At 60.1% G+C, this 21,640-nt stretch carries 23 protein-coding genes, 2 tRNA genes and 1 riboswitch; of the genes, 15 read left to right on the top strand and 10 right to left on the bottom strand.

Going from position 1 to position 21,640, the window contains the following annotated elements; translation table 11 throughout:
• Positions 1–278 precede the first annotated feature (278 nt).
• Positions 279–734 carry an MmcB family DNA repair protein gene (locus PhaeoP97_RS04265; protein WP_072504022.1) on the top strand — a complete coding sequence of 152 codons (456 nt, stop codon included), beginning with the start codon at positions 279–281 and terminating at the stop codon, positions 732–734.
• Positions 735–779: 45 nt separating this feature from the next.
• Here the strand turns inward: PhaeoP97_RS04265 and PhaeoP97_RS04270 are convergent, their stop codons facing one another.
• On the bottom strand, positions 780–968 hold the full coding sequence (locus tag PhaeoP97_RS04270) for a DUF6324 family protein (protein ID WP_072506290.1): 189 nt from the start codon (positions 966–968) through the stop codon (positions 780–782).
• Between the two features lie 194 nt (positions 969–1,162).
• On the opposite strand from PhaeoP97_RS04270, the gene PhaeoP97_RS04275 reads away from it, so the two are divergent.
• Positions 1,163–1,239: transfer RNA gene (locus PhaeoP97_RS04275), tRNA-His, on the top strand.
• A 107-nt stretch (positions 1,240–1,346) separates the two neighbouring features.
• Here PhaeoP97_RS04275 and PhaeoP97_RS04280 read toward each other — a convergent pair.
• Positions 1,347–1,661 (bottom strand): DUF6476 family protein, encoded by a 315-nt coding sequence (locus PhaeoP97_RS04280; RefSeq protein ID WP_072504023.1) that lies wholly within the window; start codon positions 1,659–1,661, stop codon positions 1,347–1,349.
• On the opposite strand from PhaeoP97_RS04280, the gene PhaeoP97_RS04285 reads away from it, so the two are divergent.
• From PhaeoP97_RS04285 to PhaeoP97_RS04295, 3 genes are all read left to right on the top strand, one after another.
• Entirely contained in the window at positions 1,660–2,694 is a 1,035-nt protein-coding gene (locus PhaeoP97_RS04285) for an RluA family pseudouridine synthase (RefSeq protein WP_072504024.1), read from the top strand. The two genes, PhaeoP97_RS04280 and PhaeoP97_RS04285, sit on opposite strands and share 2 nt — an antisense overlap.
• A 212-nt stretch (positions 2,695–2,906) precedes the next feature.
• Positions 2,907–3,803: an RNA polymerase sigma factor RpoH gene (rpoH, locus tag PhaeoP97_RS04290; protein ID WP_072504025.1), complete on the top strand. Its 897-nt coding sequence runs from the start codon at positions 2,907–2,909 to the stop codon at positions 3,801–3,803.
• Between the two features lie 275 nt (positions 3,804–4,078).
• A complete protein-coding gene (locus tag PhaeoP97_RS04295; RefSeq protein WP_072504026.1) occupies positions 4,079–6,034 on the top strand; it encodes a methyl-accepting chemotaxis protein in 1,956 nt (651 codons plus the stop codon).
• A 194-nt stretch (positions 6,035–6,228) separates the two neighbouring features.
• Here PhaeoP97_RS04295 and thiD read toward each other — a convergent pair whose 3' ends face one another.
• Genes thiD through thiC form a run of 7 tightly spaced genes read right to left on the bottom strand, consistent with a single transcriptional unit; the run spans position 6,229 to position 12,285 of the window.
• Positions 6,229–6,990 carry a bifunctional hydroxymethylpyrimidine kinase/phosphomethylpyrimidine kinase gene (gene thiD, locus PhaeoP97_RS04300; protein ID WP_072504027.1) on the bottom strand — a complete coding sequence of 254 codons (762 nt, stop codon included), beginning with the start codon at positions 6,988–6,990 and terminating at the stop codon, positions 6,229–6,231.
• Positions 6,987–7,955 carry a HesA/MoeB/ThiF family protein gene (locus PhaeoP97_RS04305; protein ID WP_072504028.1) on the bottom strand — a complete coding sequence of 323 codons (969 nt, stop codon included), beginning with the start codon at positions 7,953–7,955 and terminating at the stop codon, positions 6,987–6,989. The genes thiD and PhaeoP97_RS04305 overlap by 4 nt, the downstream gene beginning before the upstream one ends.
• A complete protein-coding gene (locus PhaeoP97_RS04310) occupies positions 7,952–8,545 on the bottom strand; it encodes a thiamine phosphate synthase (protein ID WP_072504029.1) in 594 nt (197 codons plus the stop codon). Before PhaeoP97_RS04310 ends, PhaeoP97_RS04305 begins: the two co-directional genes overlap by 4 nt.
• Positions 8,545–9,327 (bottom strand): thiazole synthase, encoded by a 783-nt coding sequence (locus PhaeoP97_RS04315; protein ID WP_072504030.1) that lies wholly within the window; start codon positions 9,325–9,327, stop codon positions 8,545–8,547. Before PhaeoP97_RS04315 ends, PhaeoP97_RS04310 begins: the two co-directional genes overlap by 1 nt.
• A gap of 3 nt (positions 9,328–9,330) precedes the next feature.
• Positions 9,331–9,528 carry a sulfur carrier protein ThiS gene (gene thiS, locus PhaeoP97_RS04320; RefSeq protein ID WP_072504031.1) on the bottom strand — a complete coding sequence of 66 codons (198 nt, stop codon included), beginning with the start codon at positions 9,526–9,528 and terminating at the stop codon, positions 9,331–9,333.
• A complete protein-coding gene (locus PhaeoP97_RS04325) occupies positions 9,497–10,465 on the bottom strand; it encodes an FAD-dependent oxidoreductase (protein ID WP_072504032.1) in 969 nt (322 codons plus the stop codon). The genes thiS and PhaeoP97_RS04325 overlap by 32 nt, the downstream gene beginning before the upstream one ends.
• A complete protein-coding gene (gene thiC, locus PhaeoP97_RS04330) occupies positions 10,462–12,285 on the bottom strand; it encodes a phosphomethylpyrimidine synthase ThiC (protein ID WP_072504033.1) in 1,824 nt (607 codons plus the stop codon). The genes PhaeoP97_RS04325 and thiC overlap by 4 nt, the downstream gene beginning before the upstream one ends.
• 137 nt (positions 12,286–12,422) lie before the next feature.
• A riboswitch (TPP riboswitch) is annotated at positions 12,423–12,543 on the bottom strand.
• Positions 12,544–12,755: 212 nt separating this feature from the next.
• Here thiC and bioB point away from each other — a divergent pair.
• The 7 genes from bioB to PhaeoP97_RS04365 all read left to right on the top strand — a co-directional run bounded on the left by bioB (position 12,756) and on the right by PhaeoP97_RS04365 (position 18,860).
• Complete coding sequence (bioB, locus tag PhaeoP97_RS04335; RefSeq protein WP_072504034.1) at positions 12,756–13,733, top strand: biotin synthase BioB; 978 nt, start codon at positions 12,756–12,758, stop codon at positions 13,731–13,733.
• Complete coding sequence (locus tag PhaeoP97_RS04340; RefSeq protein ID WP_072504035.1) at positions 13,733–14,872, top strand: 8-amino-7-oxononanoate synthase; 1,140 nt, start codon at positions 13,733–13,735, stop codon at positions 14,870–14,872. The genes bioB and PhaeoP97_RS04340 overlap by 1 nt, the downstream gene beginning before the upstream one ends.
• The gene (gene bioD, locus PhaeoP97_RS04345; RefSeq protein ID WP_072504036.1) at positions 14,869–15,510 is read left to right on the top strand and encodes a dethiobiotin synthase; all 642 of its coding nucleotides are present in this window, start codon (positions 14,869–14,871) and stop codon (positions 15,508–15,510) included. Before PhaeoP97_RS04340 ends, bioD begins: the two co-directional genes overlap by 4 nt.
• Entirely contained in the window at positions 15,507–16,805 is a 1,299-nt protein-coding gene (gene bioA, locus PhaeoP97_RS04350) for an adenosylmethionine--8-amino-7-oxononanoate transaminase (RefSeq protein WP_072504037.1), read from the top strand. Before bioD ends, bioA begins: the two co-directional genes overlap by 4 nt.
• Positions 16,806–16,808: 3 nt before the next feature.
• Positions 16,809–17,426 (top strand): pimeloyl-ACP methyl esterase BioG family protein, encoded by a 618-nt coding sequence (locus PhaeoP97_RS04355; protein WP_072504038.1) that lies wholly within the window; start codon positions 16,809–16,811, stop codon positions 17,424–17,426.
• Entirely contained in the window at positions 17,423–18,211 is a 789-nt protein-coding gene (locus PhaeoP97_RS04360; protein WP_072504039.1) for a methyltransferase, read from the top strand. The genes PhaeoP97_RS04355 and PhaeoP97_RS04360 overlap by 4 nt, the downstream gene beginning before the upstream one ends.
• A 115-nt stretch (positions 18,212–18,326) precedes the next feature.
• Positions 18,327–18,860, top strand: coding sequence for a DUF2478 domain-containing protein (locus tag PhaeoP97_RS04365; protein WP_072506291.1), 534 nt, complete (start codon positions 18,327–18,329; stop codon positions 18,858–18,860).
• Positions 18,861–19,054: 194 nt separating this feature from the next.
• On the opposite strand, the gene PhaeoP97_RS20265 is transcribed toward PhaeoP97_RS04365, so the two are convergent.
• Positions 19,055–19,138: transfer RNA gene (locus tag PhaeoP97_RS20265), tRNA-Tyr, on the bottom strand.
• Positions 19,139–19,258: 120 nt separating this feature from the next.
• On the opposite strand from PhaeoP97_RS20265, the gene rlmB reads away from it, so the two are divergent.
• From rlmB to PhaeoP97_RS04385, 3 genes are all read left to right on the top strand, one after another.
• On the top strand, positions 19,259–20,035 hold the full coding sequence (rlmB, locus tag PhaeoP97_RS04375) for a 23S rRNA (guanosine(2251)-2'-O)-methyltransferase RlmB (protein ID WP_072506292.1): 777 nt from the start codon (positions 19,259–19,261) through the stop codon (positions 20,033–20,035).
• 224 nt (positions 20,036–20,259) lie between these two features.
• Positions 20,260–20,715, top strand: a complete 456-nt coding sequence (locus PhaeoP97_RS04380; RefSeq protein ID WP_237028981.1) for a YHS domain-containing (seleno)protein — start codon at positions 20,260–20,262, stop codon at positions 20,713–20,715.
• A 331-nt stretch (positions 20,716–21,046) separates the two neighbouring features.
• Positions 21,047–21,517: a CoA-binding protein gene (locus PhaeoP97_RS04385; protein ID WP_072506294.1), complete on the top strand. Its 471-nt coding sequence runs from the start codon at positions 21,047–21,049 to the stop codon at positions 21,515–21,517.
• Positions 21,518–21,640 lie beyond the last annotated feature (123 nt).

Below are 21,640 nucleotides of genomic sequence, written 5' to 3' on the forward strand. Positions count from 1 at the left end.
GTATGTACAGGTGGGCGCCAGATAAAAGGACCAGGGTCCGAACAGAGCCAGCTCCCTCGGAATTGCTTAAGGCCACTGGAATGCTACCTGTCACGAGAAGGGCAGAACCCGCCTCCGCTCTAACTAGGGGGCACGGGAGGGCGAGACAAGGGTCTGGGCGAAACTCTTTTTGGCTGAGATGCGGATGCGAGGCCAGCGGGCGGCCTGGCCATCATTTTGGGCGCTCGCTGACAGGTAGGTTACTTGCCATTTGTTCCTGTATTGTTCACATTGGGCGGATGACACAGGACCTCACTTCCGGCCAGCGTCTTGCACGCGGTGTTGCGCGCCATATGGCAGCGCTTGGTTTTGTCACGATTGAGGAATTTGTCCCAGCACGTGGTCTGCGGGTCGATGTTATGGCGCTTGGTCCCAAGGGGGAGTTGTGGATTGTGGAGTGTAAATCCAGCCGCGCCGATTTTCAGTCCGACAACAAATGGCAGGGCTATCTGGAGTGGTGTGACCGCTATTTCTGGGCCGTGGACATGGCTTTTCCGACTGAGCTGTTGCCAGATAGCAGCGGGCTGATCATTGCGGACGGCTATGACGCAGAGATCATCCGTATGGCGCCGGAACAGAAACTGCCGGGCGCACGCCGCAAGAAGCTCACGCAGAAATTTGCCATGGATGCCGCGACGCGGTTGCACCGGCTGCGGGATCCGCGGCCCGGACTGGACGGCACCTGGCAGGGTTGATGCTGCGGCCCCGCACGCGTGACGGCGAGGCCGGTCAGGCGTAAATCAGGTGTTCAGGCTGCGCGCTGCCTGCGCCGCCGCCATAATCTCTTCTGCGATTTCATTGGCCTCATCAGGATCGAAATCCATCGGGATCTCTACACCATCGGCTTCGATGAAAATGCGGACCATGCCTTCGTCGGTAGGGCCGATCTGCATGTTGGCTTCGATGTCGCGCTCTGTATTGATGCTCATGCTGCACTCCTGTCGTGGTGCGTCCATTGACGGGCTCTGCTAGCCTGCCATCGACGCAAAGGCAAGCACCCCTCGCGTCTGTGGCATGGGGTTCTGGAGCCGGTGCTTGGTGAGAATTCTCTTCACATCGGGGGTAAAAAACTTGCGGCTTTCCTCTTGCGCTCTCATCGCCCCTGTATTAAATCGCCCGTAGTGCCGCCTTAGCTCAGTAGGTTAGAGCGCCTGATTGTGGATCAGGAGGTCCCCCGTTCGAGCCGGGGAGGTGGTACCACTCTTCACCTAAATAGTTGCAGATATTTTGGCCTAGGCCCATTTTTTCCTGCTTGCGGTATGCGCTCCGGCACTATCGGATGCGCATGTCTTGGGCACGACGCGGGATCACTTGGTCATCGGATCAATCGTAATCCGCTGTTCAATTGCGCCGCTCAGATTGTTCAGGATCAGGATTTCATCCTCATCGGTCACCACCGCAATCCAGCCGTCGCCAAAGGTGACGGCACGGGCGCTGAGACCATCAGGCAGGGCAACCGCGTCGGGCAGGCTGGGACCAGATGCAGACAAACGGATGACAAGCAGGGTCAGAACCACTAAGAACCCGCAAATCATGATCACGGTCAACGTGGTCACCATCCGTCGCAGAAACACCAGCTGCGGCGGTTCACTTTGATTATCTGTTTCAGAAGGATGTGTCATGGCCCGCCGCCGGATCGAGTTTGTCATTGCGGAAAATCCGCCTAAACGGCTTGATAAAGCGGTTTCGCGTGATGTGCCAGAGGAAGCCACCCTGTCGCGTACCCGGCTTGCCCGATTGATCGAAGCGGGCCAGCTACAAGTCAATGGATCTGTGGTTAGCGATGCCAAAGCCAAGGTTGATGAGGGCGCGCTGATTGAGATCACGATCGAAGAGGCTGAGGACAGCCATATCGGCCCCGAGGATATCCCGCTTGAGGTCATCTATGAAGATGACGATCTGATTGTCATCAACAAACCCACAGGTATGGTGGTGCATCCAGCCCCCGGCACGCCGTCAGGGACGCTGGTAAACGCGCTGTTGCATCATTGCGGCGATAACCTTTCTGGTGTCGGCGGGGTGAAACGTCCCGGTATTGTGCATCGCATTGACAAGGAAACCAGCGGCCTGCTGGTGGTCGCCAAATCCGACGTGGCGCATCAGGGGTTGGCGGCTCAATTCGAGAAACACACGGTAGAGCGGTATTATCGCGCGATCTGCTATGGTGTTCCTGACGCCAATGATCCGCGCCTGCGCGGGGTCAAAGGCACCAGCTTTGAAGCCGGTAATATCCTTAAGCTGACGACACAGCTGGCGCGGCACAAAACCGACCGGCAGCGTCAGGCCGTCCTGTTTCAGGGTGGGCGCCATGCCATCACCCGCGCCCGCATTGTCGAAAGATACGGTGCACCAGCTGTTGTGGCATTGATTGAATGCTGGCTGGAGACCGGGCGTACCCATCAGATCCGGGTGCATATGGCCCATGCGGGGCATGGTCTTGTCGGCGATCCGGTATATGGCGGCAAACGCAAGTTGGCTGCCAAATCTCTGCCGGTTGAGGCTGCTGTCGCAATTCAGTCTTTCCCGCGTCAGGCGCTTCATGCGGCGGTTCTGGGGTTCATCCACCCAGTGAGTGGCGATGCCATGCGTTTTGAAGCGCCATTGCCAAAAGACATGATTGACTTGCTGGATGCTCTGGCGTCTCCGGTCACCTGACCGCGTTTAAGATATTGCATTGTATCACAAAAACGTCTTGCGCGGTTTTTGCCTGTGCAGGCGTCGTTCTATGCAAAATGCTGTGAACTTGATCACAGACCGCTTTCTTTACGATTCCTATAAGAGATAAACTTAGCAACTCTTGAACGGTGATGTGCGTTACCCCATATGATGTGATGTTAAGTCCTTAAACATTGGGAGGGACACAAAGAATGGCAAACTATGCAAATCTGCCTGCACCGACGCCTGAGGGCGGGCTGAATCGGTATCTGCAGGAAATCCGCAAGTTCCCTCTGCTGGAGCCGGAACAGGAATATATGCTGGCCAAGCGTTGGGTTGAAGAGCAGGACAGCGCCTCGGCCCACAAGATGGTGACATCCCACCTGCGCCTCGCTGCCAAGATCGCCATGGGGTATCGTGGCTATGGCTTGCCCCAGGCCGAAGTGATTTCAGAGGCCAATGTCGGTTTGATGCAAGCGGTAAAACGCTTTGATCCCGAAAAAGGCTTCCGTCTTGCGACCTATGCGATGTGGTGGATCCGTGCCTCCATTCAGGAATACATCCTGAGGTCCTGGTCGCTGGTCAAACTCGGCACCACCTCTGCACAGAAGAAACTATTCTTTAATCTGCGCAAGGCCAAGGCCCGTATCGGCGCGCTTGAAGAGGGCGATTTGCGCCCTGACAATGTCAAACGGATTGCAACCGATCTGGGTGTAACCGAGGCCGAAGTGATCTCGATGAACCGCCGGATGTCGGGTGGTGATGCCTCTCTCAATGCCACTGTTGGTAGCGATGGCGAAGGCACCATGCAATGGCAGGACTGGCTGGAAGATGAAGACGCCGATCAGGCCAGCGACTACGAAGCACGGGACGAACTGGACGCCCGTCGCGAATTGCTTGCCAGCGCGCTTGAGGTGTTGAATGACCGCGAAAAGGACATTCTGACCCAGCGCCGCCTGACCGATCAGGCCAAAACACTGGAAGATCTCAGTACGCAATATGGCGTCAGCCGCGAGCGCATCCGCCAGATTGAGGTGCGTGCGTTTGAGAAACTGCAAAAGAAAATGCGCGATCTTGCTTCGGAGAAAGGTATGTTGGCCGTAAGCTGATCATGTCGCTTCAGGTTCGAAAACGGCTCCCGTTTGGGGGCCGTTTTTTCGTTGGCGCTGCGATTGGCCGGCCCGCAATCTCTACAATGTTCCCTATACTATGGAATCGGGGCCGGCCAATACATAGAATGGCCTTCTGATCGGTTAACAGAGGGAGCGAAATCGGAAGAAATGTCTAAGTATATCTAGTCGTTAAGGTCCTCTGGCCTAACCGTTTGTTAGGGCGCCTGCCTTAGGTTCGGGGGATGTGAATTCCTCAAAGGGCCCAGTGAACAATGCCTTCCATCCTATTTCGACTTCCCATCCGGATCTACGCTGTAGTGGCAATGGCGCTCGCGCTCTCTGTGCTTTTGACCGTGCTGCTGCTGTCGCGTGCTGTCGACAATGCCCACGCCATGCGCGAACGCGAGCTGCATAACATCATCGACACTTCGATCAGTCTACTGGCTGATCTTGAGGCGCAGGTGAAATCCAAACAGCTGACGCCCGAAGAGGCGCGGGCACAGGGACGTGAGCTGCTTGAAAAGATCCGGTTTGAAACCTCCGGTTATCTTTTTGCTTTTGATCAGGACATGATCGTCCGTGCCCATCCGATGGTACCGGATTGGGTCGGGACAAACCGGTCGGGCTTTGAAGATGTAAAAGGTATGAAGGTGTTCCAGGAACTTGGCAAAGTGGCCGCGAGTGACGGCGCCGGTTCTGTGCGGTACTGGTTCCAGAAGCCGGGTGAAACGACGCCGGAACAGAAAATCGGGTATGTGCAATCATTCAGGCCCTGGGGTTGGATCATTGGAACCGGATCTTACCTTTCTGATATCGAGGCTGATCTGGCCCAGATGCGCAATGAATCGATGATCACCTTGGGGGTCAGCCTGATCCTGCTGCTGATCGCCTCTACTGTACTGTTGCGCAGCGTGACCGGGCCGATCAACGGGCTGAAGGCGCGGATGGCGACGATGGCAGATGGGGACACCAACGCGGATGTGCCCTACACTAAGGCACGCAGTGAAATTGGTGAAATCGCCCGCACATTGGAGGCGTTCCGTGGCACATTGCAACAGCAGAGCGCGCTGAAAGATCAGCAGCAGATTCGGGATGCTGAACGCGCAGACGTTGTTTCCATCATCTCCAGCCGCCTGGCAACACTGTCCAATGGCGATCTGACTGTTCGGATCAAAGAGACGTTGCCAGAGGATTACGTCCAATTGCAACGTGACTTCAACCGGACGGCAGAAACGCTGAGTGCGACGGTGACACAGGTTGTGGATACGGCCGAGAGCATCCGCAATGGCGCAGGTGAGATCAGCCAGGCTTCTGATGACCTCTCCAACCGGACCGAGAGCCAGGCCGCCACGCTGGAGGAAACCGCCGCGGCACTGGATGAGATGACCGCCAGCGTGAAATCTGCCGCCGAAGGCGCGCGCAGCGTCGAAACCATCATGCAGGAGGCCAAGCAAGAGGCCGAAACCAGCGGCACCGTGGTCCAAAGTGCCGTGTCCGCAATGACCGAGATCGAACAATCCTCGACCCATATTTCGCAGATCATCAGCGTCATCGATGACATCGCCTTCCAGACCAATTTGCTGGCGCTGAACGCCGGGGTTGAAGCCGCGCGCGCTGGTGAGGCGGGCAAAGGCTTTGCCGTGGTCGCCAGCGAGGTGCGCGCGCTGGCGCAACGCTCCTCGGATGCCGCGATGGAAATCAAGACCCTGATCGGCGACAGCACCAAACAGGTGGAGCGCGGCGTGGACCTGGTTGGCAAAACCGGCGAGGCGCTTCAGGGGATCGTCGAACGGGTCAGCCATATCTCGCAACTGGTGTCCGGCATCGCAACCGGGGCGAGCGAGCAATCCACCGGTTTGCATGAGATCAACACCGGGGTGACCCAGCTGGATCAGGTGACCCAGCAGAACGCCGCGATGGTCGAAGAGGCCACCGCTGCGGGGCACATGCTGAACGCCGACGCCAGCAAACTGGCTGAATTGGTGGCTCATTTCAAGGTCGCGGTCGGCGCGGCACCGGCGCGCAACACATCCGCCTCTCCGGCTCCGGCACCGCAGGCGATGAACACCGCGGCACGGGCGAACGAGACCCCCAGCGCCCCCAGCGCCCATGGCGATGATTGGGACATCGAAGCGATGACACCGCAGCCCGCCAAAGCCCCGGAAAAAGCTATGACCAGCGCAGCCACAAGCGGCAACGCCGCCAAAGACATCTGGCAGGACTTCTGATCCCGCCAATGGCACCCGGCCCCACTGCGGGTCGGGTCACAGTAGAACACCGAACCGCGCCAGAGCTTTTCTGGTGCGGTTTTCTACGGCGCAATTGGCGAATGTTGAACCTGTATCCAGTACCTGGTCGCGGAGATCTTAGGGTTGGCGTACCGGATGGCGGACCTGCCTGAGGGCGCTGGCCAAAACGCAGCTCAGGCCGGAGCCTTTAGCCAGGTGTGGACATGGTCACCGGCATTGGCACAGGCCTGTGCCAGGCTATGCCCGGTCAGCAGTTGGACGGCAATTGACGTCGCCAAAGTACAGCCCGTGCCGCGTTTCCCGTTAGAGAGCCTCGGCCGTTCGTAGGCTGTGCACTGATCGCCCTCAAACAGGTGGTCAACCGACATGGCCCCCGTTCCATGTCCGCCCTTAATCAGCGCAGCCTTAGCCCCTAGGCTGATTACTTGTCGCGCCTGTGTGGCAATATCGGTAAGGGGGCTTGCTGATGCTTGGCCGGCTAGCTGCGCGGCCTCGGACAGGTTGGGCGTGATCAGATCAGCGCGCATGATCAGGGGCGTCAGATCCGCCGCTTGCATCAAGTCACCGCCTGAGGTGCTGCGCAGCACAGGGTCCAGCACCACCGGGCAATCATCAGGCAGCTCTGTCTCCAAAAAATGCGCGATGGTCTCGGCTGCAGTGGGACTTCCGACCATGCCGATTTTGACAGCGCCGATAGGGCCAGTCTCAATTGCGGCGCGCAGCTGGGCCAAGAGGCCCTCATTTGGAACCGGATGCACGTCGCGCAGCGCGCGGTCTGTCTGGGCGGTCACAGCAGTCACAACCGGGCGCAATAACAGCGGCGTCTCGCAATAGTGATGTGTGGCCTGAGCCATGGCGGCTGCGGCGGCCACGTCTCGGGTCAGCCCGGCGCCCCCGCTGCTGTCGGTTCCCGCTATGATCAACAGCGCGCTCATCCCTGATTGCCCACGGCGAGCAAGGCCAGTTCGCCGGGGAATTCCGCAGCGAGTGCCACTGCTGCGCACCAGGCCCTTAGCCCGCTATGGCAAGCCAGGACCACACGTCGGCCTGGCGGCAGTACCTTAGCGTGTAGATCCTTTGGCAGGATCCGCAACGCGGTGGGTGCGGCAGGTACGGGCGTCTCGTCACTGGAGCGCAAATCAATGATATAATCGCTCGGCGTCAGCCCATCGCGGCCAATAAACGGAAAGGCATTTTCAGGCTCGGGGGCAGAGGAAAAGTCAAACCCACCCATCTCAAGCCCGGCAAGATCAATGCTGAACAGTCGTCCCCGGGGCGATGGCTGATGAGAGAGCAGAAGTTTCAGCGCCAACTGTGCCTGCAAGGCGCCGATCATGCCGACCACGGGGCCCATCACTCCGGCATCGGCGCAAGTTGCGGTTAACCCTGGGGGGTCGGGAAACACCGCACGCAGCGAGGGGGCACCACCACAGAAGACGCCGGCATATCCAGATTGTGCCAGCGCAGATGCCGTGACCAGTGGGCGCCCCAGCTGGTGGCAATGGTCCGATAGAGTGTAGGACACGGCGTAGCTGTCGGCAGCGTCAATGACCACATCAGCCGGGGCAACGGCGGCGACGACATTGTCCGGCGTCAGGTGGCGTGCATGAGGGTGCAACCGCAGATCTGGTGCGATCTGGCTTAGGTATTGGCGGGCGGCGTCCACCTTGTATCGACCACAATCAGCAGGGGAATAGAGCGGTTGCCGCGGCAGGTTGCTCTGCTCAACCGTGTCGCCATCCATCAGGGTGATTTCCCCGACACCCGCCCCTGCAAGATATTGCAGGACGGGGCAGCCCAGCCCACCGGCACCGATCACCAGAATATGCGCGCTGGCCAGTTTCTGCTGCCCAGCGGTGCCGATTTCTGGCAGGCTAATCTGGCGATCAAAACGGGTCATGTTCCGCAGGCCTTTAGCCATTCCAGCGTCCGGGTTTCGGGGTTTGGGGCCTGCTGGATGTCACTGACCACAGCAGCGCTGTCGGCACCTGCGGCAAAGACACCGGGCAGGCGATCGGGCGTCAGCCCACCGATGGCGACCAATGGGGTTGCGTTGGCGATCTGTTTCCAGCGCGCGACCCGGTCCAGCCCCTGCGGGGCCCATTTCATCTGTTTGAGGATGGTTGGATACACCGGGCCAAGCGCGACATAATCGGGGTCAAGAGTCAACGCCCGATCCAGCTCTGCTTCATCATGGGTCGACAGACCGTAACGCAGGCCGTGGCGGCGCAGGGCGGCAAAATCGGCACTGTCCATATCCTCTTGGCCCAGGTGGACAAAGCCACAATTCAGATCCAGAGCCGCCTGCCAGTGATCATTCACCACCAGCTGACATCGATGCACGGCGCAAAAATCACGGGCCCGGGAAATTTGACGACGGATCTCAGGCTGGGGCAGATCCTTCAGGCGCAGCTGTACCAACCGCACGCCATGCGGCACCAGCAGTTCGAGAGCGCTGACATGGCTGACAATCAGGTAAAAACGCTCCATCAGCGGTGCTCCAGTTCACTTAGATGTGCCAGACCCAGTGTCGGGGTCGAGGGAACGGCCATATCGCGTGGCTCCATCGGGTCAGCCGCGTGGCCCTGTTGTCCAGCAATCACCGCCTGCGCCATAGCACGGGCCATGGTGACGGGATCACCGGCCTTGGCGACAGCAGTGTTCAGAAGGACCGCATCCATGCCCAATTCCATCGCCTGGGCGGCATCTGAAGGGCGACCGATGCCTGCATCGACGATCAGGGGAGTGTCAGGGAAATGTGCCCGCATCGCGCGCAATCCGTCGCGATTGCGCAAGCCCTGTCCAGACCCAATCGGTGCCCCCCACGGCATCAACAGCTGACAGCCGGCCTCGATCAGTTTTTCGCCAACCACCAGATCCTCGGTCGTATAGGGAAAGACCTGAAACCCGTCCTGCGTCAGGATCTGCGCCGCCTCGACCAAGGCAAAGACATCAGGCTGCAATGTGTCACCATGACCAATCACCTCCAGCTTGATCCAGGGGGTGTTGAACAGGTCGCGCGCCATTTGGGCGGTTGTCACCGCCTCGTGGACGGTGTGGCATCCGGCCGTATTGGGCAAAATTTGACAGCCGCTGGCGCGCAGCAGATCCCAGAATCCGGCCCCGCTGCCTTCGGCGCTCTCGCGGCGCAGCGATACCGTCACCACCTGACAACCGCTCGCTGTGATGGCGTCCTGTAATATGGCTGGTGACGGGTATTGGGCCGTGCCCAGCAGCAACCGGCTGTCGATTTCAGTCTCATATAGGCGCATTGTCTAGCCTCCCTGCATCGGGGTGAGGATTTCCAGCCGATCGCCGTCTTTCAAAACGGTCTTGCTGCGGGCCGTGCGGGCCACGAACTGGCCATTCACGGCTGTTGCGACGGTGGAATTGGCGTAGCCCAAATGGCGCAGCGCGCCTTCCAGCGTGTCGGCAGGCAGGTCATGCAGTTTGGCGTTGACGGTGATGTTCATCTGAGGTCTCCGAAAGCAGGTGGTGTGCGGCTTGGGCTGCAAGAGCGGGGGCCAACAGAAATCCGTGGCGGTAAAGCCCATTGAGGTAGAGCGTGCCGTCTTGTTCGATCAACCGGGGCAGGTTATCTGGGAGGGCCGGGCGCAGGCCCGCGCCGGTTTCCACCACGCTGGCCTCGGCAAAGGCGGGGTGCAGGGTGAAGGCGGCGCTGAGCAGATCACTCAGTGACCGCAGGGTGATCGCGCGGTCAGACGAGCTCTCGATCATGGTGCCGCCGATCATGAAGTGCTCTTCGTCGCGGGGCACGAGATAAAGCGGCATGCGCGGGTGCAGCAGACGCAGGGTACGTCGGATATTGATATCCGGGCAGTGCAGGATTGCCATCTCGCCACGCACCGGGCGCAGCGATGGCAGGGGGGCCGCAATGCCGGTGCAATCCAGCGTCACACCTGCGGGGGCAGGGGTGGCACAACGGATCTCTCCGCCCAGTTCCTGAACCTTGGCGCTTAAATCCTGCACGGCGCGGCGCGGATCCAGATGAGCCTCCTGCTCAAACAGCAAACCCTGATTGAAACGTCCCTCGAGAGCGGGCTCCAGTGTAGCGATTTCAGCGCCATCCACGCTCCGATGCCCGCTGGTGCGACGGGCAAAGCGGTGAAGCTCGGCCCGGTCGCGCGGAGGTGTCACCACCAGCGTGCCGCGCCTGTGGACGGGTGTGATCCGACCCCACCAGTCGGCGGCGTGCTGGCCGAGGGTGATTACCTCCTCCTCGGCGCTTTCGCGTTCGCACCAGGGGGCCAGCATGCCCCCCGCATAGCGCGAGACACTGGCGGCGCCAATGGTGTCGCCCTGCTCATAAAGTGTGACCTTGGCCCCACGCTGCGCCAGTTCATAGGCGCAGGCGAGGCCCGCAAGGCCTGCACCTGCGATGGTGATCATTCCGCCGGTTCCACGGCAGCCTCTGGTGCGGGCACATACAGTTCGCCCCCCTCGCGGAATTTGGCGGCCATTGCCTCCATGCCCTCTTTCTGTGCTTCGGCGCGGATGTCGTGGCTGATCCGCATCGAACAGAACTTCGGCCCGCACATAGAACAGAAATGTGCGACCTTGTGGGCCTCTTTCGGCAGGGTCTGGTCGTGGAACTCGCGTGCCGTGTCCGGGTCAAGCGACAAGTTGAACTGATCCTCCCAGCGGAATTCGAACCGGGCACGGGACAGCGCATCGTCACGGCGCTGCGCACCCGGCAGACCCTTGGCCAGATCAGCGGCATGGGCGGCGATCTTATAGGTGATCACACCCACCTTGACGTCGTCGCGGTCGGGCAAGCCCAGGTGCTCTTTCGGCGTCACGTAGCACAGCATCGCGCAGCCAAACCAGCCGATCATCGCGGCACCAATGCCGGATGTGATGTGGTCATAGCCCGGCGCGATATCCGTGGTCAGCGGCCCAAGTGTGTAGAACGGCGCCTCGTGGCAGCACTCCAGCTGCTTGTCCATGTTCTCCTTGATTTTGTGCATGGCGACATGGCCGGGCCCTTCGATCATCACCTGACAATCTTTGGCCCAGGCGATCTTGGTCAGCTCGCCCAGCGTTTCCAGTTCCGCAAACTGCGCCTCGTCATTGGCGTCCGCAATCGAGCCGGGCCGCAAGCCGTCGCCCAGGCTGAAGGATACGTCGTACTGGCGGCAAATGTCGCAGATTTCGTCGAAGTGCTCGTAAAGGAAGGATTCTCTGTGGTGGTGCAGGCACCATTTGGCCATGATCGAGCCGCCGCGCGACACAATTCCGGTTACCCGCTCAACAGTCATTGGCACCATATGCAGGCGCACACCGGCATGGATGGTGAAATAGTCGACGCCCTGTTCTGCCTGCTCGATCAGCGTGTCGCGGAACACCTCCCAGGTCAGGTCTTCGGCGATGCCGTTCACCTTTTCCAGCGCTTGGTACAGTGGCACGGTGCCGATGGGTACGGGGGAATTGCGGATGATCCATTCGCGGGTGTTGTGGATGTTGCGGCCCGTTGACAGGTCCATCACCGTATCGGCGCCCCAGCGGATCGACCAGACCAGTTTATCGACTTCCTCCTCCATCGAGGAGCTGACGGCCGAGGTGCCCATATTGGCGTTGATCTTAACCAGGAAGTTGCGGCCGATGATCATCGGTTCCAGCTCCGGGTGGTTGATGTTTGCGGGGATAATGGCGCGCCCGGCTGCAACCTCATCACGCACAAACTCTGGCGTCACATAATCGGGAATATTTGCGCCAAAATCATTGCCGTCGCGGTGACAGGGAGAAAGCTCGCGCAGCTGGTTTTCGCGAATGGCGATGAATTCCATCTCGGGGGTCACGGTTCCAGCGCGGGCATAGGCCAGTTGGGTGACCGCTTTGCCGTCCTTGGCCCGCAGCGGGGCAGGTTTTACTGGAAACTCTGGCGTTAGCCGATCGCCTTGGACAAATCCATTGTCCTCTGGCTGGATATCGCGGCCTTGGTAGGTCTCGACATCGCCGCGGGCAAGGGTCCAGTCTCGGCGAAGCTGTGGCAGGCCCTGGCGGATATCGGTTTGTATATTCGGATCTGTATAGGGACCGGAGCTGTCATAGACCGGCAGCGGAGCCTCGCCAGCGGTCGGGTGGGTGGAGATTTCGCGCATTGGAACGCGCACATCCGGGTGCAGCTCTCCACTGACATAGATTTTGCGCGATGCAGGCAGGCTGCCAACAGTGACTTTGGGGGTGATCTTTGGGCTTGGGACGTTCATCTGGTGTTCCTCCGGTCGTCGGGTCAAAAACACCAATTGAGCCGGGTCGGAGGAAAACGGACAGAACTCTACGCGAGGTGTACGGCCAATGCGCAATATCTGCCTGTTCGAACACAGCGGTTCACCTGTACCGGGCGGCGCACCATGTCCTAGCTTCCTACGCCAGTATCAACTGGGTCAGGTTCTAAGGGTCGCGTCACCGGGATTGCTCCCTATCTGCCTCTCAGTCCCTTGGGCGGGACTCCCCTGCGTGGCTTTAGTGGTAGGGGAGGGAGCTGTATCGCGTCAACCGCATTTTTACTTTTCTCGTGGTTTCCGATAAATATATTTGTATTTCAATGCGTTGAAGAATTTTCCAATTGGCGTTTCCGCAGTGTGGCGAAAACACTTGCCAGCTTAGGGATGTATTATCTATTAACTGTGGAAATCACACCTTGTGTCAGTAATTTTATCTATAAAATGGAGTTCCCATGCTGGATGCCACGCCGATCCGTACCGACTGGACCCGTAGCGAAGCGGAAACACTCTACAACCAGCCCCTGATGGATCTTTTGTTTCAGGCGCACACCGTGCACCGGCAGTACTTCGACCCCAACCAGGTGCAGAAGTCCAAACTGCTCAGCATCAAGACCGGCGGTTGCGCCGAGGATTGCGCCTATTGCTCGCAGTCGGCCCGCAACGGCGCGCAGCTCTCGGCCTCCAAGCTGATCGAAGTGCAGCGGGTGATTGCCGAGGCCAAGAAAGCCAAGGATGGCGGCGCGACGCGCTATTGCATGGGCGCGGCCTGGCGCTCGCCCAAGGATCGCGACATGGCCGCACTTGAGGCGATGGTGCAGGGCGTCAAGGACCTCGGCATGGAGACCTGCATGACCCTCGGTATGCTGGAAGAGGACCAGGTGTTCCGCCTGCGTGATGCCGGACTGGATTATTACAACCACAACATCGACACTTCCGAGCGGTATTACTCCGAGATCATCACCACCCGCACCTTTGCCGACCGGATCGACACCTTGAACCGGGTGCGCGAGGCCGGCATCAAGGTCTGCTCCGGCGGCATTGTCGGCATGGGCGAGCAGCAGCTGGACCGCATCGACATGATGCTGGCGCTGGCGACGCTGGAGGTGCATCCCGACTCGGTGCCCGTGAACATGCTGATCCCGATTGCAGACACGCCGCTGGCGGATGTGGAAAAGCTGGACCCGATCGAATTTGTCCGCTCGGTGGCGCTGGCCCGGATCCTGATGCCGAAATCGCATGTGCGCCTGTCCGCAGGCCGCACCGATATGTCGGACGAGATGCAGGCGATGTGTTTCTTTGCCGGTGCCAACTCGATCTTTGTGGGCGACACGCTGCTGACCGCCGACAACCCGGAAGAAGACAAGGACCAGCAGCTGTTCGACCGTCTGGGCATCACCGCGATGGCCATGGGCTGCGATGGCAGCCGCTGATGGCGGGCGCCTTCCCGAGGCATGAGACATCGCTGGAAGCGCTGCGCAATCGCGGGCGCTACCGGCAGCTGATGCCGCGGGACGGGCATGACTTTGCCTCCAATGACTACCTCGGGTTGGCGGGCAGCGATGTGCTGCGCGCCGCCGCCGCGGACGCGCTGTCGCGCGGCGTGCCAGTGGGCGCCGGCGGTTCACGCCTGCTGCGCGGCAATGACGCCGAGCATCAATTGCTGGAGGCCGAGGCCGCGGCGTTTTTCGGCACCGAGGCTGCGCTGTTCATGGGCGGCGGCTTTAACGCCAATCAGGCGATCTTCTCGACCCTGCCGCAGCAGGGCGATCTGGTGCTTTATGATGTGCTGATCCACGCCAGCACCCATGACGGGATGCGGCTGGGCCGGGCAGAAACCCGCAGTTTTGCCCATGGTGACGTGGAAGACGCTTCGCGGGTGCTGAAGGCTTGGCGTGCCGAGGGCGGCACCGGCCAGGTCTGGATCGCGGTTGAGGCGGTCTATTCCATGGATGGCGACCTCGCGCCGCTGGATGCTCTGATTGCCTTGGCGGATACGGACGGTGCCGTTCTGGTGGTGGACGAGGCGCACTCAACCGGTGTGTTCGGCGATCTGGGTCGCGGGCTAGCACATGCTATCGCCCATCGCCCCAACGTCCTGTCCCTGCACACCTGCGGCAAGGCGCTGGGGGCCTCTGGCGCGCTGATCTGCGGTCCGAGTGTGCTGATCGAGACGCTGATCAACAAGGCGCGCGGATTTATCTTTGCCACCGCGCCCTCGCCGCTGAACGCCGCGCTGGTACGGGCGGCCCTGGCTGAGCTGCAACAGAACACAGGCCGCCGCGAACAGGCGTGGCAGGGGATCACCCATGCGCAAGCAGAGGCCAAACGCCTCTGCGGGCTGGACGGTTTCCAAAGCCAGATCCTGCCGGTGGTGATCGGCGACGACAAACGCACCATGGCGCTGGCTGCCCGGATGCAGGCGCAAGGCTATGACATCCGCGGCATCCGCCCGCCATCGGTGCCGCGCGGCACCTCGCGTCTGCGGCTGTCGATCACGTTGAACACGGGGGCAGAGGTCATCACTGAAATGTTCGAAGACCTAGCCCGCGAAAGGGAGGCAACGCCATGAGCGCGCTGATCGTCACAGGAACCGACACCGGCATTGGCAAGACCATCTTCTCAGCTGGCCTGGTGCAGGCGCTGGGTGCAACCTATTGGAAGCCGGTGCAATCCGGGCTGGAGGAGGAGACCGACAGCCAGACCGTCGCACGCCTGTCAGGCCGCCCGGCGCTGCCCGAGGGGTACCTGCTGCAACTGCCTGCCTCGCCGCATCTGTCGGCGGAGGCCGAGGGCGTGGAGATCGACCCGGATACGCTGGCCTTGCCGCAGGTGGACGGCGTGCTGGTAGCCGAGGGGGCCGGCGGGTTGATGGTGCCGCTGAACCGCAAGGTGCTCTATCTCGACCTGTTTGCCCGCTGGAGCGCGCCGGTGATCCTGTGCGCGCGGACGCAGCTGGGCACGATCAACCACACCCTCCTGTCGCTGAAGGCCCTGCGCGATGCGGGCTGTCTGGTTGTGGGCGTGGCCTTCATAGGCGATGCGGAACCGGCTGTAGAGGAAACCATCTGCCAGTTCGGCCAGGTTGCCAATCTGGGGCGGCTGCCGGTGCTGGGCGAACTGACCTCTGACGCATTGGCTGTGGCCTTTCAGGCCAGCATCCGCGTAGATCTGATCAAGGAGGTCTCGGCCCAAGGAGAGGCAGCATGAGCGCGGCAGACCTCACCCAGCTGGAGTTCGACCAGCAGCACCTCTGGCACCCATACACCAATGTCGCCAAACCCGGCCCTACCTTTGTGGTGAAGGAAAGCGAAGGGATGTACCTCACTCTGGACGACGGCACCCGTCTGATAGATGCCATGTCGTCCTGGTGGTGCATGATGCACGGGCACCGCAACCCGGCGATCACATCGGCCATTCACGACCAGCTCGACACTCTGCCGCATGTGATGTTCGGCGGGCTGACGCACGATCCGGCCATTGACCTGGGCCGCAAGCTGCTGGAAATCACCCCCGAAAGCCTGACGCGCATCTTCTACTGCGACAGCGGTTCGGTCTCGGTCGAGGTGGCGATGAAGATGGCGGTGCAGTACCAGCACGCCATCGGCCAGCCAGAGCGCAAGGAGTTTGCCACCATCCGCTCCGGCTATCACGGCGATACCTGGAAGGCGATGAGCGTCTGCGACCCGGACACCGGTATGCACCACCTGTTCCAGGGCGCGCTGAGCGTGCAGCATTTCGTCTCCCGCCCGCCGGTCCGTATCCATGAGGATTGGAGCGATGATCCGGCTCAAAACGGGCTGGGCGAGCTGCGCGCGGTGCTGGAGGCCGGGCAGGACAAGATCGCCGCCTTCATTCTGGAACCCGTGGTGCAGGGCACTGGCGGCATGTATTTCTATCACCCGGAATACCTGAACCAGGCCCGCGCTATCTGTGATGAGCTGGGCACCTTGCTGATTTTTGATGAGATCGCCACCGGTTTTGGCCGTACCGGCGAACTGTTTGCCACCGGGTTCTGCGACGTGGAACCGGATATCATCTGTTTGGGCAAGGGGCTGACCGGGGGCCATATCTCCTTCGCCTGCACCATCACCAATGACCGCGTCGCCGAGGGTGTGGGCGGCGGCAACCCCGGCATCTTCATGCATGGGCCGACCTATATGGCCAACCCGCTGGCCTGTGCGGCGGCCAAGGCCTCGCTGGATCTGCTGACGGGGCAGGACTGGCGTGGAACTGTCTCGGGGATTTCAGAGCAGATGCAGTCTGAACTGGCACCGGCGCGCGATCTGCCCAATGTGGCGGATGTGCGGGTTCTGGGCGCCATTGGCGTCATCGAGATGAAACATCCCGTCTCCGCAGATGAGGCGCACGCCCGTGCCCATGATATGGGTGTCTTCCTGCGCCCCTTCGGCAAGAACATCTATACCATGCCGCCGTTCATCACGTCCCCGGATCAGCTGAGCCAGATCACCGCAGGCATGCTGCGGCTGGCACGGGAGTTGTAAGGGATGGAATTCCGCTGGCTCAAACAGACCCAATCTGCCGAGGCCATAGTGGTCTTTGGCGGCTGGGCTGTGGGGCCAGAGGTGTTCGGGCATCTGAACTGTGCACAGGATATTCTATTTGCCGATGACTATCGCGATCTGAATGCGGATCTGCCGGATCTGACAACATATGGCCAGATTACTTTGCTGGCCTGGTCTTTTGGTGTGGCTTCTTATGCCCATTGGCAGGCGGGGCGGGTTGATCCCTTCGTTAGAAAGGTCGCCATCAATGGCACGCTCTGCCCGGTCGATTCCGACCATGGTATTCCGCCACAGGTGGTGGCCAATACCATCTCGACGCTGAGTAAAGCCAGCTACCAACAATTCCTGCGCCGGGTGTTCAGCGCGCCGCAGGTTGAGGCCGCGATTGATGTCCCCGCCCGTAGGAAAGAGCTTGAGGTGGTTGCAGATCGGGGGGCTGCCCCGCATATCCGCTTCGATCATGTCTGGATTTCCGCACGCGACCGGATTTTCCCCCCGGCCCATCAGTATCGTGCCTGGAAGGGGCAGTCAGTGCACGAACTGGACGGCCCCCACGCACCGTTTGCCCGCTTCAGCAACTGGCACGAGGTGATAGGATGAAGGATCTGACGGTCGGCACCTCCGATTGCAATCGGGTGGCCAACAGTTTTCGCAGGGGGCTGGGCAGCTATCATGCGCAGGCGACAGCGCAGGCGCGTGTTGCGGTGGACTTGGCAGACCTTCTGCAAAAATGCGTTGGCGACCGTCGCTTTGCACATGTCTTTGAGTTTGGTGCCGGCACCGGGCATCTGACGGAGGCATTGTTTCATCGCTTTGACATCGGGACGATTGCGCTGAACGATCTTGTGGCGGAGGCCGAACCGCCGCTTCAGCAAACCGTGGCTGCACATGGGGGCAAGGCAAGCTTTGCTGTCGGCCCGATCGAGACCTGCGCGTTTCCGCAAGGCGTAGATTTGATCGCGGCCTCTTCGGTTGTGCAGTGGGTGCCGAATGTTCCGCAGTTGATGCAGCGATGCGCGGCGGCTCTAACGCCGAACGGCTGGCTGGCGCTTTCTGGATACGGGCGCGGGCATTTTCGTGAGCTGGCGGCGCTGGGATCCACTGCCGCCGCACCAAACTATATGGACCATAGCGACTGGCCTGCCGTTTTGCCGCAGGACCTGCAACTGGTCGAACTGCGGCAAGCGGCGATCACCCTCCATTTTGCAAGCCCGCGTGACGTTCTGCGGCATCTGCGGGAAACGGGCGTCAACGGTCAGTCGCAGGGCGGATGGACGCGTGCCCGGCTTGTTGGTTTCGAAGCAGCATACCGGCAACGGTTCTCTACGCCACAGGGCGTCACCCTAACGTATGATCCGGTACTGATTCTGGCCCGGCGCCGTTGATCTGAAACCGCTACATGCAGGCGCTGCGGCAAGGCGCGGCAATTCCGCCTCTGGTTCCTGCCTTGGAATGGCGTTAGCCTTCGGCGAAATGGAAACGCCACATCAAGAGGCCGCAATGCATCTGTCCTATGTCATGACCCAAGAACGCGGCGCCACCGACAAGCTGCTGACCGCTCTTGCTGAGCGGTTGCAGGCAGACGGTCTGCGTCTTGCTGGCATCGTGCAGACCAACACCGAATGTTACGACAATGCGCTGTGCGATATGGATGTGCGGGTGTTGCCGGCCGGTGAAACCATTCGGATTTCGCAATCCCTCGGCCCAGAGGCACGCGGCTGCCGGTTGAACCCCGACGCACTGGAGCGCGCGGTGGGGCAGGTCACAGCAGCGCTGGGGCAGGATCCCGCACCACAGGTCCTGCTGGTTAATAAATTTGGCAAACACGAAGCGGATGGGCGCGGTATGCGCCCCGTCATCGGCGAGGCGCTGGCGCGGGGCGCGGTGGTTGTATCTGGTGTCAATCGCATGAACGTCGATGCGTTTCAGACCTTTGCCGAAGGGGTGGCGCAGGAAGCGCAGCCTGACCTGGATGCGCTGGCGGCTTGGGTACATTCCGCCGTGGAAAAAGCTGCGGCTGAAGCTACCGACTGACACTGTTGTTTGCGACTCTGCTGGTCCGGTGCAACTGCGTTGCCGGATCAGCGGGGCTGTGATCACAAACAGAGAATAATCCTACGGGACCGTCTTGTCAGTGCAATCGCCTGTAAAATATATGACTTTTCAGTAAGTTATCTTGCGCCAAACGGCGGCCACCATTTTCCTGTTTTGACTTGAAAAGAAGAAAATGGTGGGCGACCCTGGAATCGAACCAGGCGTGCGTCTCCGCGAGGGAGTTACAGTCCCCTGCCACACCTTGCGGCCTGTCGCCCACTGTCAGTTGCATGTTGCACCTGATGTGGAGGCGTGATTACAAGCAGGCCAAACGGGCGTCAACAGGAAAATCGCCAGATTTTCACGCACGTCCTGAATTCTTTCTGCTGGAGAGCAAAATGTCCAAAAAACCCAAGTGGGTCGTCGAAAAAGAGCAAGCCAAACGAGCTTCTTCAGCGGAAACTGTCTGGCTGTTTGGCCTGCATGCGGTGCGCGACGCGTTGATGAACCCGGATCGCGAAAAACTGCGCCTAATGGTGACCAAAAATGCTGAAGTGAAACTTGCCGATGCCATCGCGCAGTCCGGGATCGAGGCAGAGGTGATTGATCCTCGCAAATTCAACCCACCCATTGATGCACAGTCTGTGCACCAGGGGGCCGCGATGGAAGTGAAGCCGCTGAACTGGGGTGGGCTTGCTGACAATTGCATTGGGCGCGAAGCACCGCGGGTGTTGCTGTTGGACCGGGTGACGGATCCGCATAATGTGGGCGCTATCCTGCGCTCGGCTGAGGTGTTGGGCGCCAGTGCCGTGATAGGAACCCGCCACAACTCGGCGCCTGAAACCGGCGCTCTGGCAAAAACCGCAAGTGGCGCACTGGAACGCCAGCCCTACCTGCGGATGCGCAATCTCTCTGATACAATTGTTGAGTTGCAGCGTATGGGCTTTTTGGTACTGGGGCTGGACGGCGAAGCAGAAGAGACCATTGAATCCGTGCTGGAGGGTCGTAAGGGCGATCCCGTGGCGCTGGTTCTGGGGGCCGAAGGGCCGGGTCTGCGGCAAAAAACCAAGGAAACTGTAGATCATCTGGTAAAGATTGATGCCGCAGGCGGCTTTGGCTCGCTCAATGTGTCCAACGCAGCTGCAATCGCACTTTATGCCTCTATCGCGCGCTGAGGTGCCTTACACCCTGTGACCTGACGGTGCCACTCTGGTGGCCCGATTGGTCACAGGGGTATCACAAATGCGTATCCTCCCTTTGCAGAAGAGGCGGTGCGGGTCACAATTGGTAGGTCAGAAATCAGCTATGGACCCCAATGGACGTGACCCGCATTTGCAGCACAATCATCACAGACCGCAGCTGGTTTGCACAGGTTCGGGCCTGTGTCAGGACGCACATCGTGGCGATTGCAACCGCGACAGCTGTTGCATCGGCGGTTCTACTGGCAGGGGTTGCCCCATCTAGGGTTCAGGCCGATCCGGCGCTGGTGTCGGCGTCGCGCGGAGTTGCTGTTGGTGGTCATGACGTGGTTGCCTTCTTTCAGGTCAACAGCTCTGTTTTGGGACATCCGGACCACGCAATTATGTGGCGTGGTGCAATCTGGCGCTTTGCCAGCACGCAAAACCAACAACAGTTCGAAGCCAATCCACGTGCCTATGCGCCGCAATTCGGTGGCTATTGCGCCTATGCGCTGTCGCAGGGCTACCTGGCGCCAGGAAACCCATCGCTTTGGGTGATCGCGGATGGGCGGCTTTATCTGTTGAACAACGCCAACGCCCTGACAGCATGGACAGCAGAACGCCCGGCCCTGATTGTTGCGGCGCAGGGCAATTGGCCGAGGGTGCTGCAAAGATGAGCAGCGTGGGCTGAGTGGTCCATCGGGCGCGCCTTCATCCTGATCTTATGTCTTTGGCTGGTCTGCAAAATATCACGAATTTGAGAGGATCCCTTTCAAAATTCGCAGGCCACCCCATATTGATAACAGATCGCGAACTGGAACCTTCGCTGATCTTTTTCACTGTCCCTCGTTCCATACCTTGCGCCCAGGCTAGACCCTGGGCGCTTTTTTGTTGGGGCGGGACTTTGACCGGGACTGTTGCTTTTCCCTTGCGCGGCGGACAGCAGCCGATACGGTCCACATCGCAGCAGAAAACGCGCCACAGGGCTGGTTGATAATGGAGTGGATGATGCCAGAATATTCCGACACGCATCTCAAGGACATACTGACCCGTAGCAAGACGATCGCCATTGTTGGTGTCTCGCTAAACCCGGTGCGGCCTAGCTATTACGTGGCGCGTTATCTGGCGTTGAAAGGGTATCGGGTTCTGCCCATCAATCCAGGCCACGCAGGAAAGATGCTGTTCGGCCAAACCATCCACGCTCGTCTCAGCGAGATCACGGAACCTGTCCATATGGTTGATGTTTTCCGCCGATCCGAAGTTGTTCCGCCGATTGTGGACGAAGCGCTGGAGGTCTGCAAAGGCCTGCAGACAATCTGGATGCAGATCGGTGTCGAACATGCCGACGCTGCCACTAAGGCCGAGGCGCAGGACATCAATGTCATTCAGAACCGGTGTCCCAAGATCGAGTATCAACGCCTGTTTGGAGAATTGCGCATGGGTGGCTTTGCAACGGGGATCATATCGTCAAAACTGTGAGGGCGAAGCGAGGCGCTCCCGCCCGTCCTGGCCGTTCTGAGGAAACGACCGCCCCGGTTGGGCATGGCGCCGCTGTGCGGCGCGCAGAAACCGATTTACCCACTATCCGCTATCGGGCGCAGC

The organism is Phaeobacter porticola, from assembly GCF_001888185.1.
GTDB lineage: Bacteria > Pseudomonadota > Alphaproteobacteria > Rhodobacterales > Rhodobacteraceae > Phaeobacter > Phaeobacter porticola.

Bases quoted from the DNA above. Each gene is read 5' to 3' on its own strand.
- PhaeoP97_RS04265 (WP_072504022.1), top strand. From the start codon at position 279: ATGACACAGGACCTCACTTCCGGCCAGCGTCTTGCACGCGGTGTTGCG.
- PhaeoP97_RS04270 (WP_072506290.1), bottom strand. From the start codon at position 968: ATGAGCATCAATACAGAGCGCGACATCGAAGCCAACATGCAGATCGGC.
- PhaeoP97_RS04285 (WP_072504024.1), top strand. From the start codon at position 1,660: ATGGCCCGCCGCCGGATCGAGTTTGTCATTGCGGAAAATCCGCCTAAA.
- PhaeoP97_RS04280 (WP_072504023.1), bottom strand. From the start codon at position 1,661: ATGACACATCCTTCTGAAACAGATAATCAAAGTGAACCGCCGCAGCTG.
- rpoH (WP_072504025.1), top strand. From the start codon at position 2,907: ATGGCAAACTATGCAAATCTGCCTGCACCGACGCCTGAGGGCGGGCTG.
- PhaeoP97_RS04295 (WP_072504026.1), top strand. From the start codon at position 4,079: ATGCCTTCCATCCTATTTCGACTTCCCATCCGGATCTACGCTGTAGTG.
- thiD (WP_072504027.1), bottom strand. From the start codon at position 6,990: ATGAGCGCGCTGTTGATCATAGCGGGAACCGACAGCAGCGGGGGCGCC.
- PhaeoP97_RS04305 (WP_072504028.1), bottom strand. From the start codon at position 7,955: ATGACCCGTTTTGATCGCCAGATTAGCCTGCCAGAAATCGGCACCGCT.
- PhaeoP97_RS04310 (WP_072504029.1), bottom strand. From the start codon at position 8,545: ATGGAGCGTTTTTACCTGATTGTCAGCCATGTCAGCGCTCTCGAACTG.
- PhaeoP97_RS04315 (WP_072504030.1), bottom strand. From the start codon at position 9,327: ATGCGCCTATATGAGACTGAAATCGACAGCCGGTTGCTGCTGGGCACG.
- thiS (WP_072504031.1), bottom strand. From the start codon at position 9,528: ATGAACATCACCGTCAACGCCAAACTGCATGACCTGCCTGCCGACACG.
- PhaeoP97_RS04325 (WP_072504032.1), bottom strand. From the start codon at position 10,465: ATGATCACCATCGCAGGTGCAGGCCTTGCGGGCCTCGCCTGCGCCTAT.
- thiC (WP_072504033.1), bottom strand. From the start codon at position 12,285: ATGAACGTCCCAAGCCCAAAGATCACCCCCAAAGTCACTGTTGGCAGC.
- bioB (WP_072504034.1), top strand. From the start codon at position 12,756: ATGCTGGATGCCACGCCGATCCGTACCGACTGGACCCGTAGCGAAGCG.
- PhaeoP97_RS04340 (WP_072504035.1), top strand. From the start codon at position 13,733: ATGGCGGGCGCCTTCCCGAGGCATGAGACATCGCTGGAAGCGCTGCGC.
- bioD (WP_072504036.1), top strand. From the start codon at position 14,869: ATGAGCGCGCTGATCGTCACAGGAACCGACACCGGCATTGGCAAGACC.
- bioA (WP_072504037.1), top strand. From the start codon at position 15,507: ATGAGCGCGGCAGACCTCACCCAGCTGGAGTTCGACCAGCAGCACCTC.
- PhaeoP97_RS04355 (WP_072504038.1), top strand. From the start codon at position 16,809: ATGGAATTCCGCTGGCTCAAACAGACCCAATCTGCCGAGGCCATAGTG.
- PhaeoP97_RS04360 (WP_072504039.1), top strand. From the start codon at position 17,423: ATGAAGGATCTGACGGTCGGCACCTCCGATTGCAATCGGGTGGCCAAC.
- PhaeoP97_RS04365 (WP_072506291.1), top strand. From the start codon at position 18,327: ATGCATCTGTCCTATGTCATGACCCAAGAACGCGGCGCCACCGACAAG.
- rlmB (WP_072506292.1), top strand. From the start codon at position 19,259: ATGTCCAAAAAACCCAAGTGGGTCGTCGAAAAAGAGCAAGCCAAACGA.
- PhaeoP97_RS04385 (WP_072506294.1), top strand. From the start codon at position 21,047: ATGCCAGAATATTCCGACACGCATCTCAAGGACATACTGACCCGTAGC.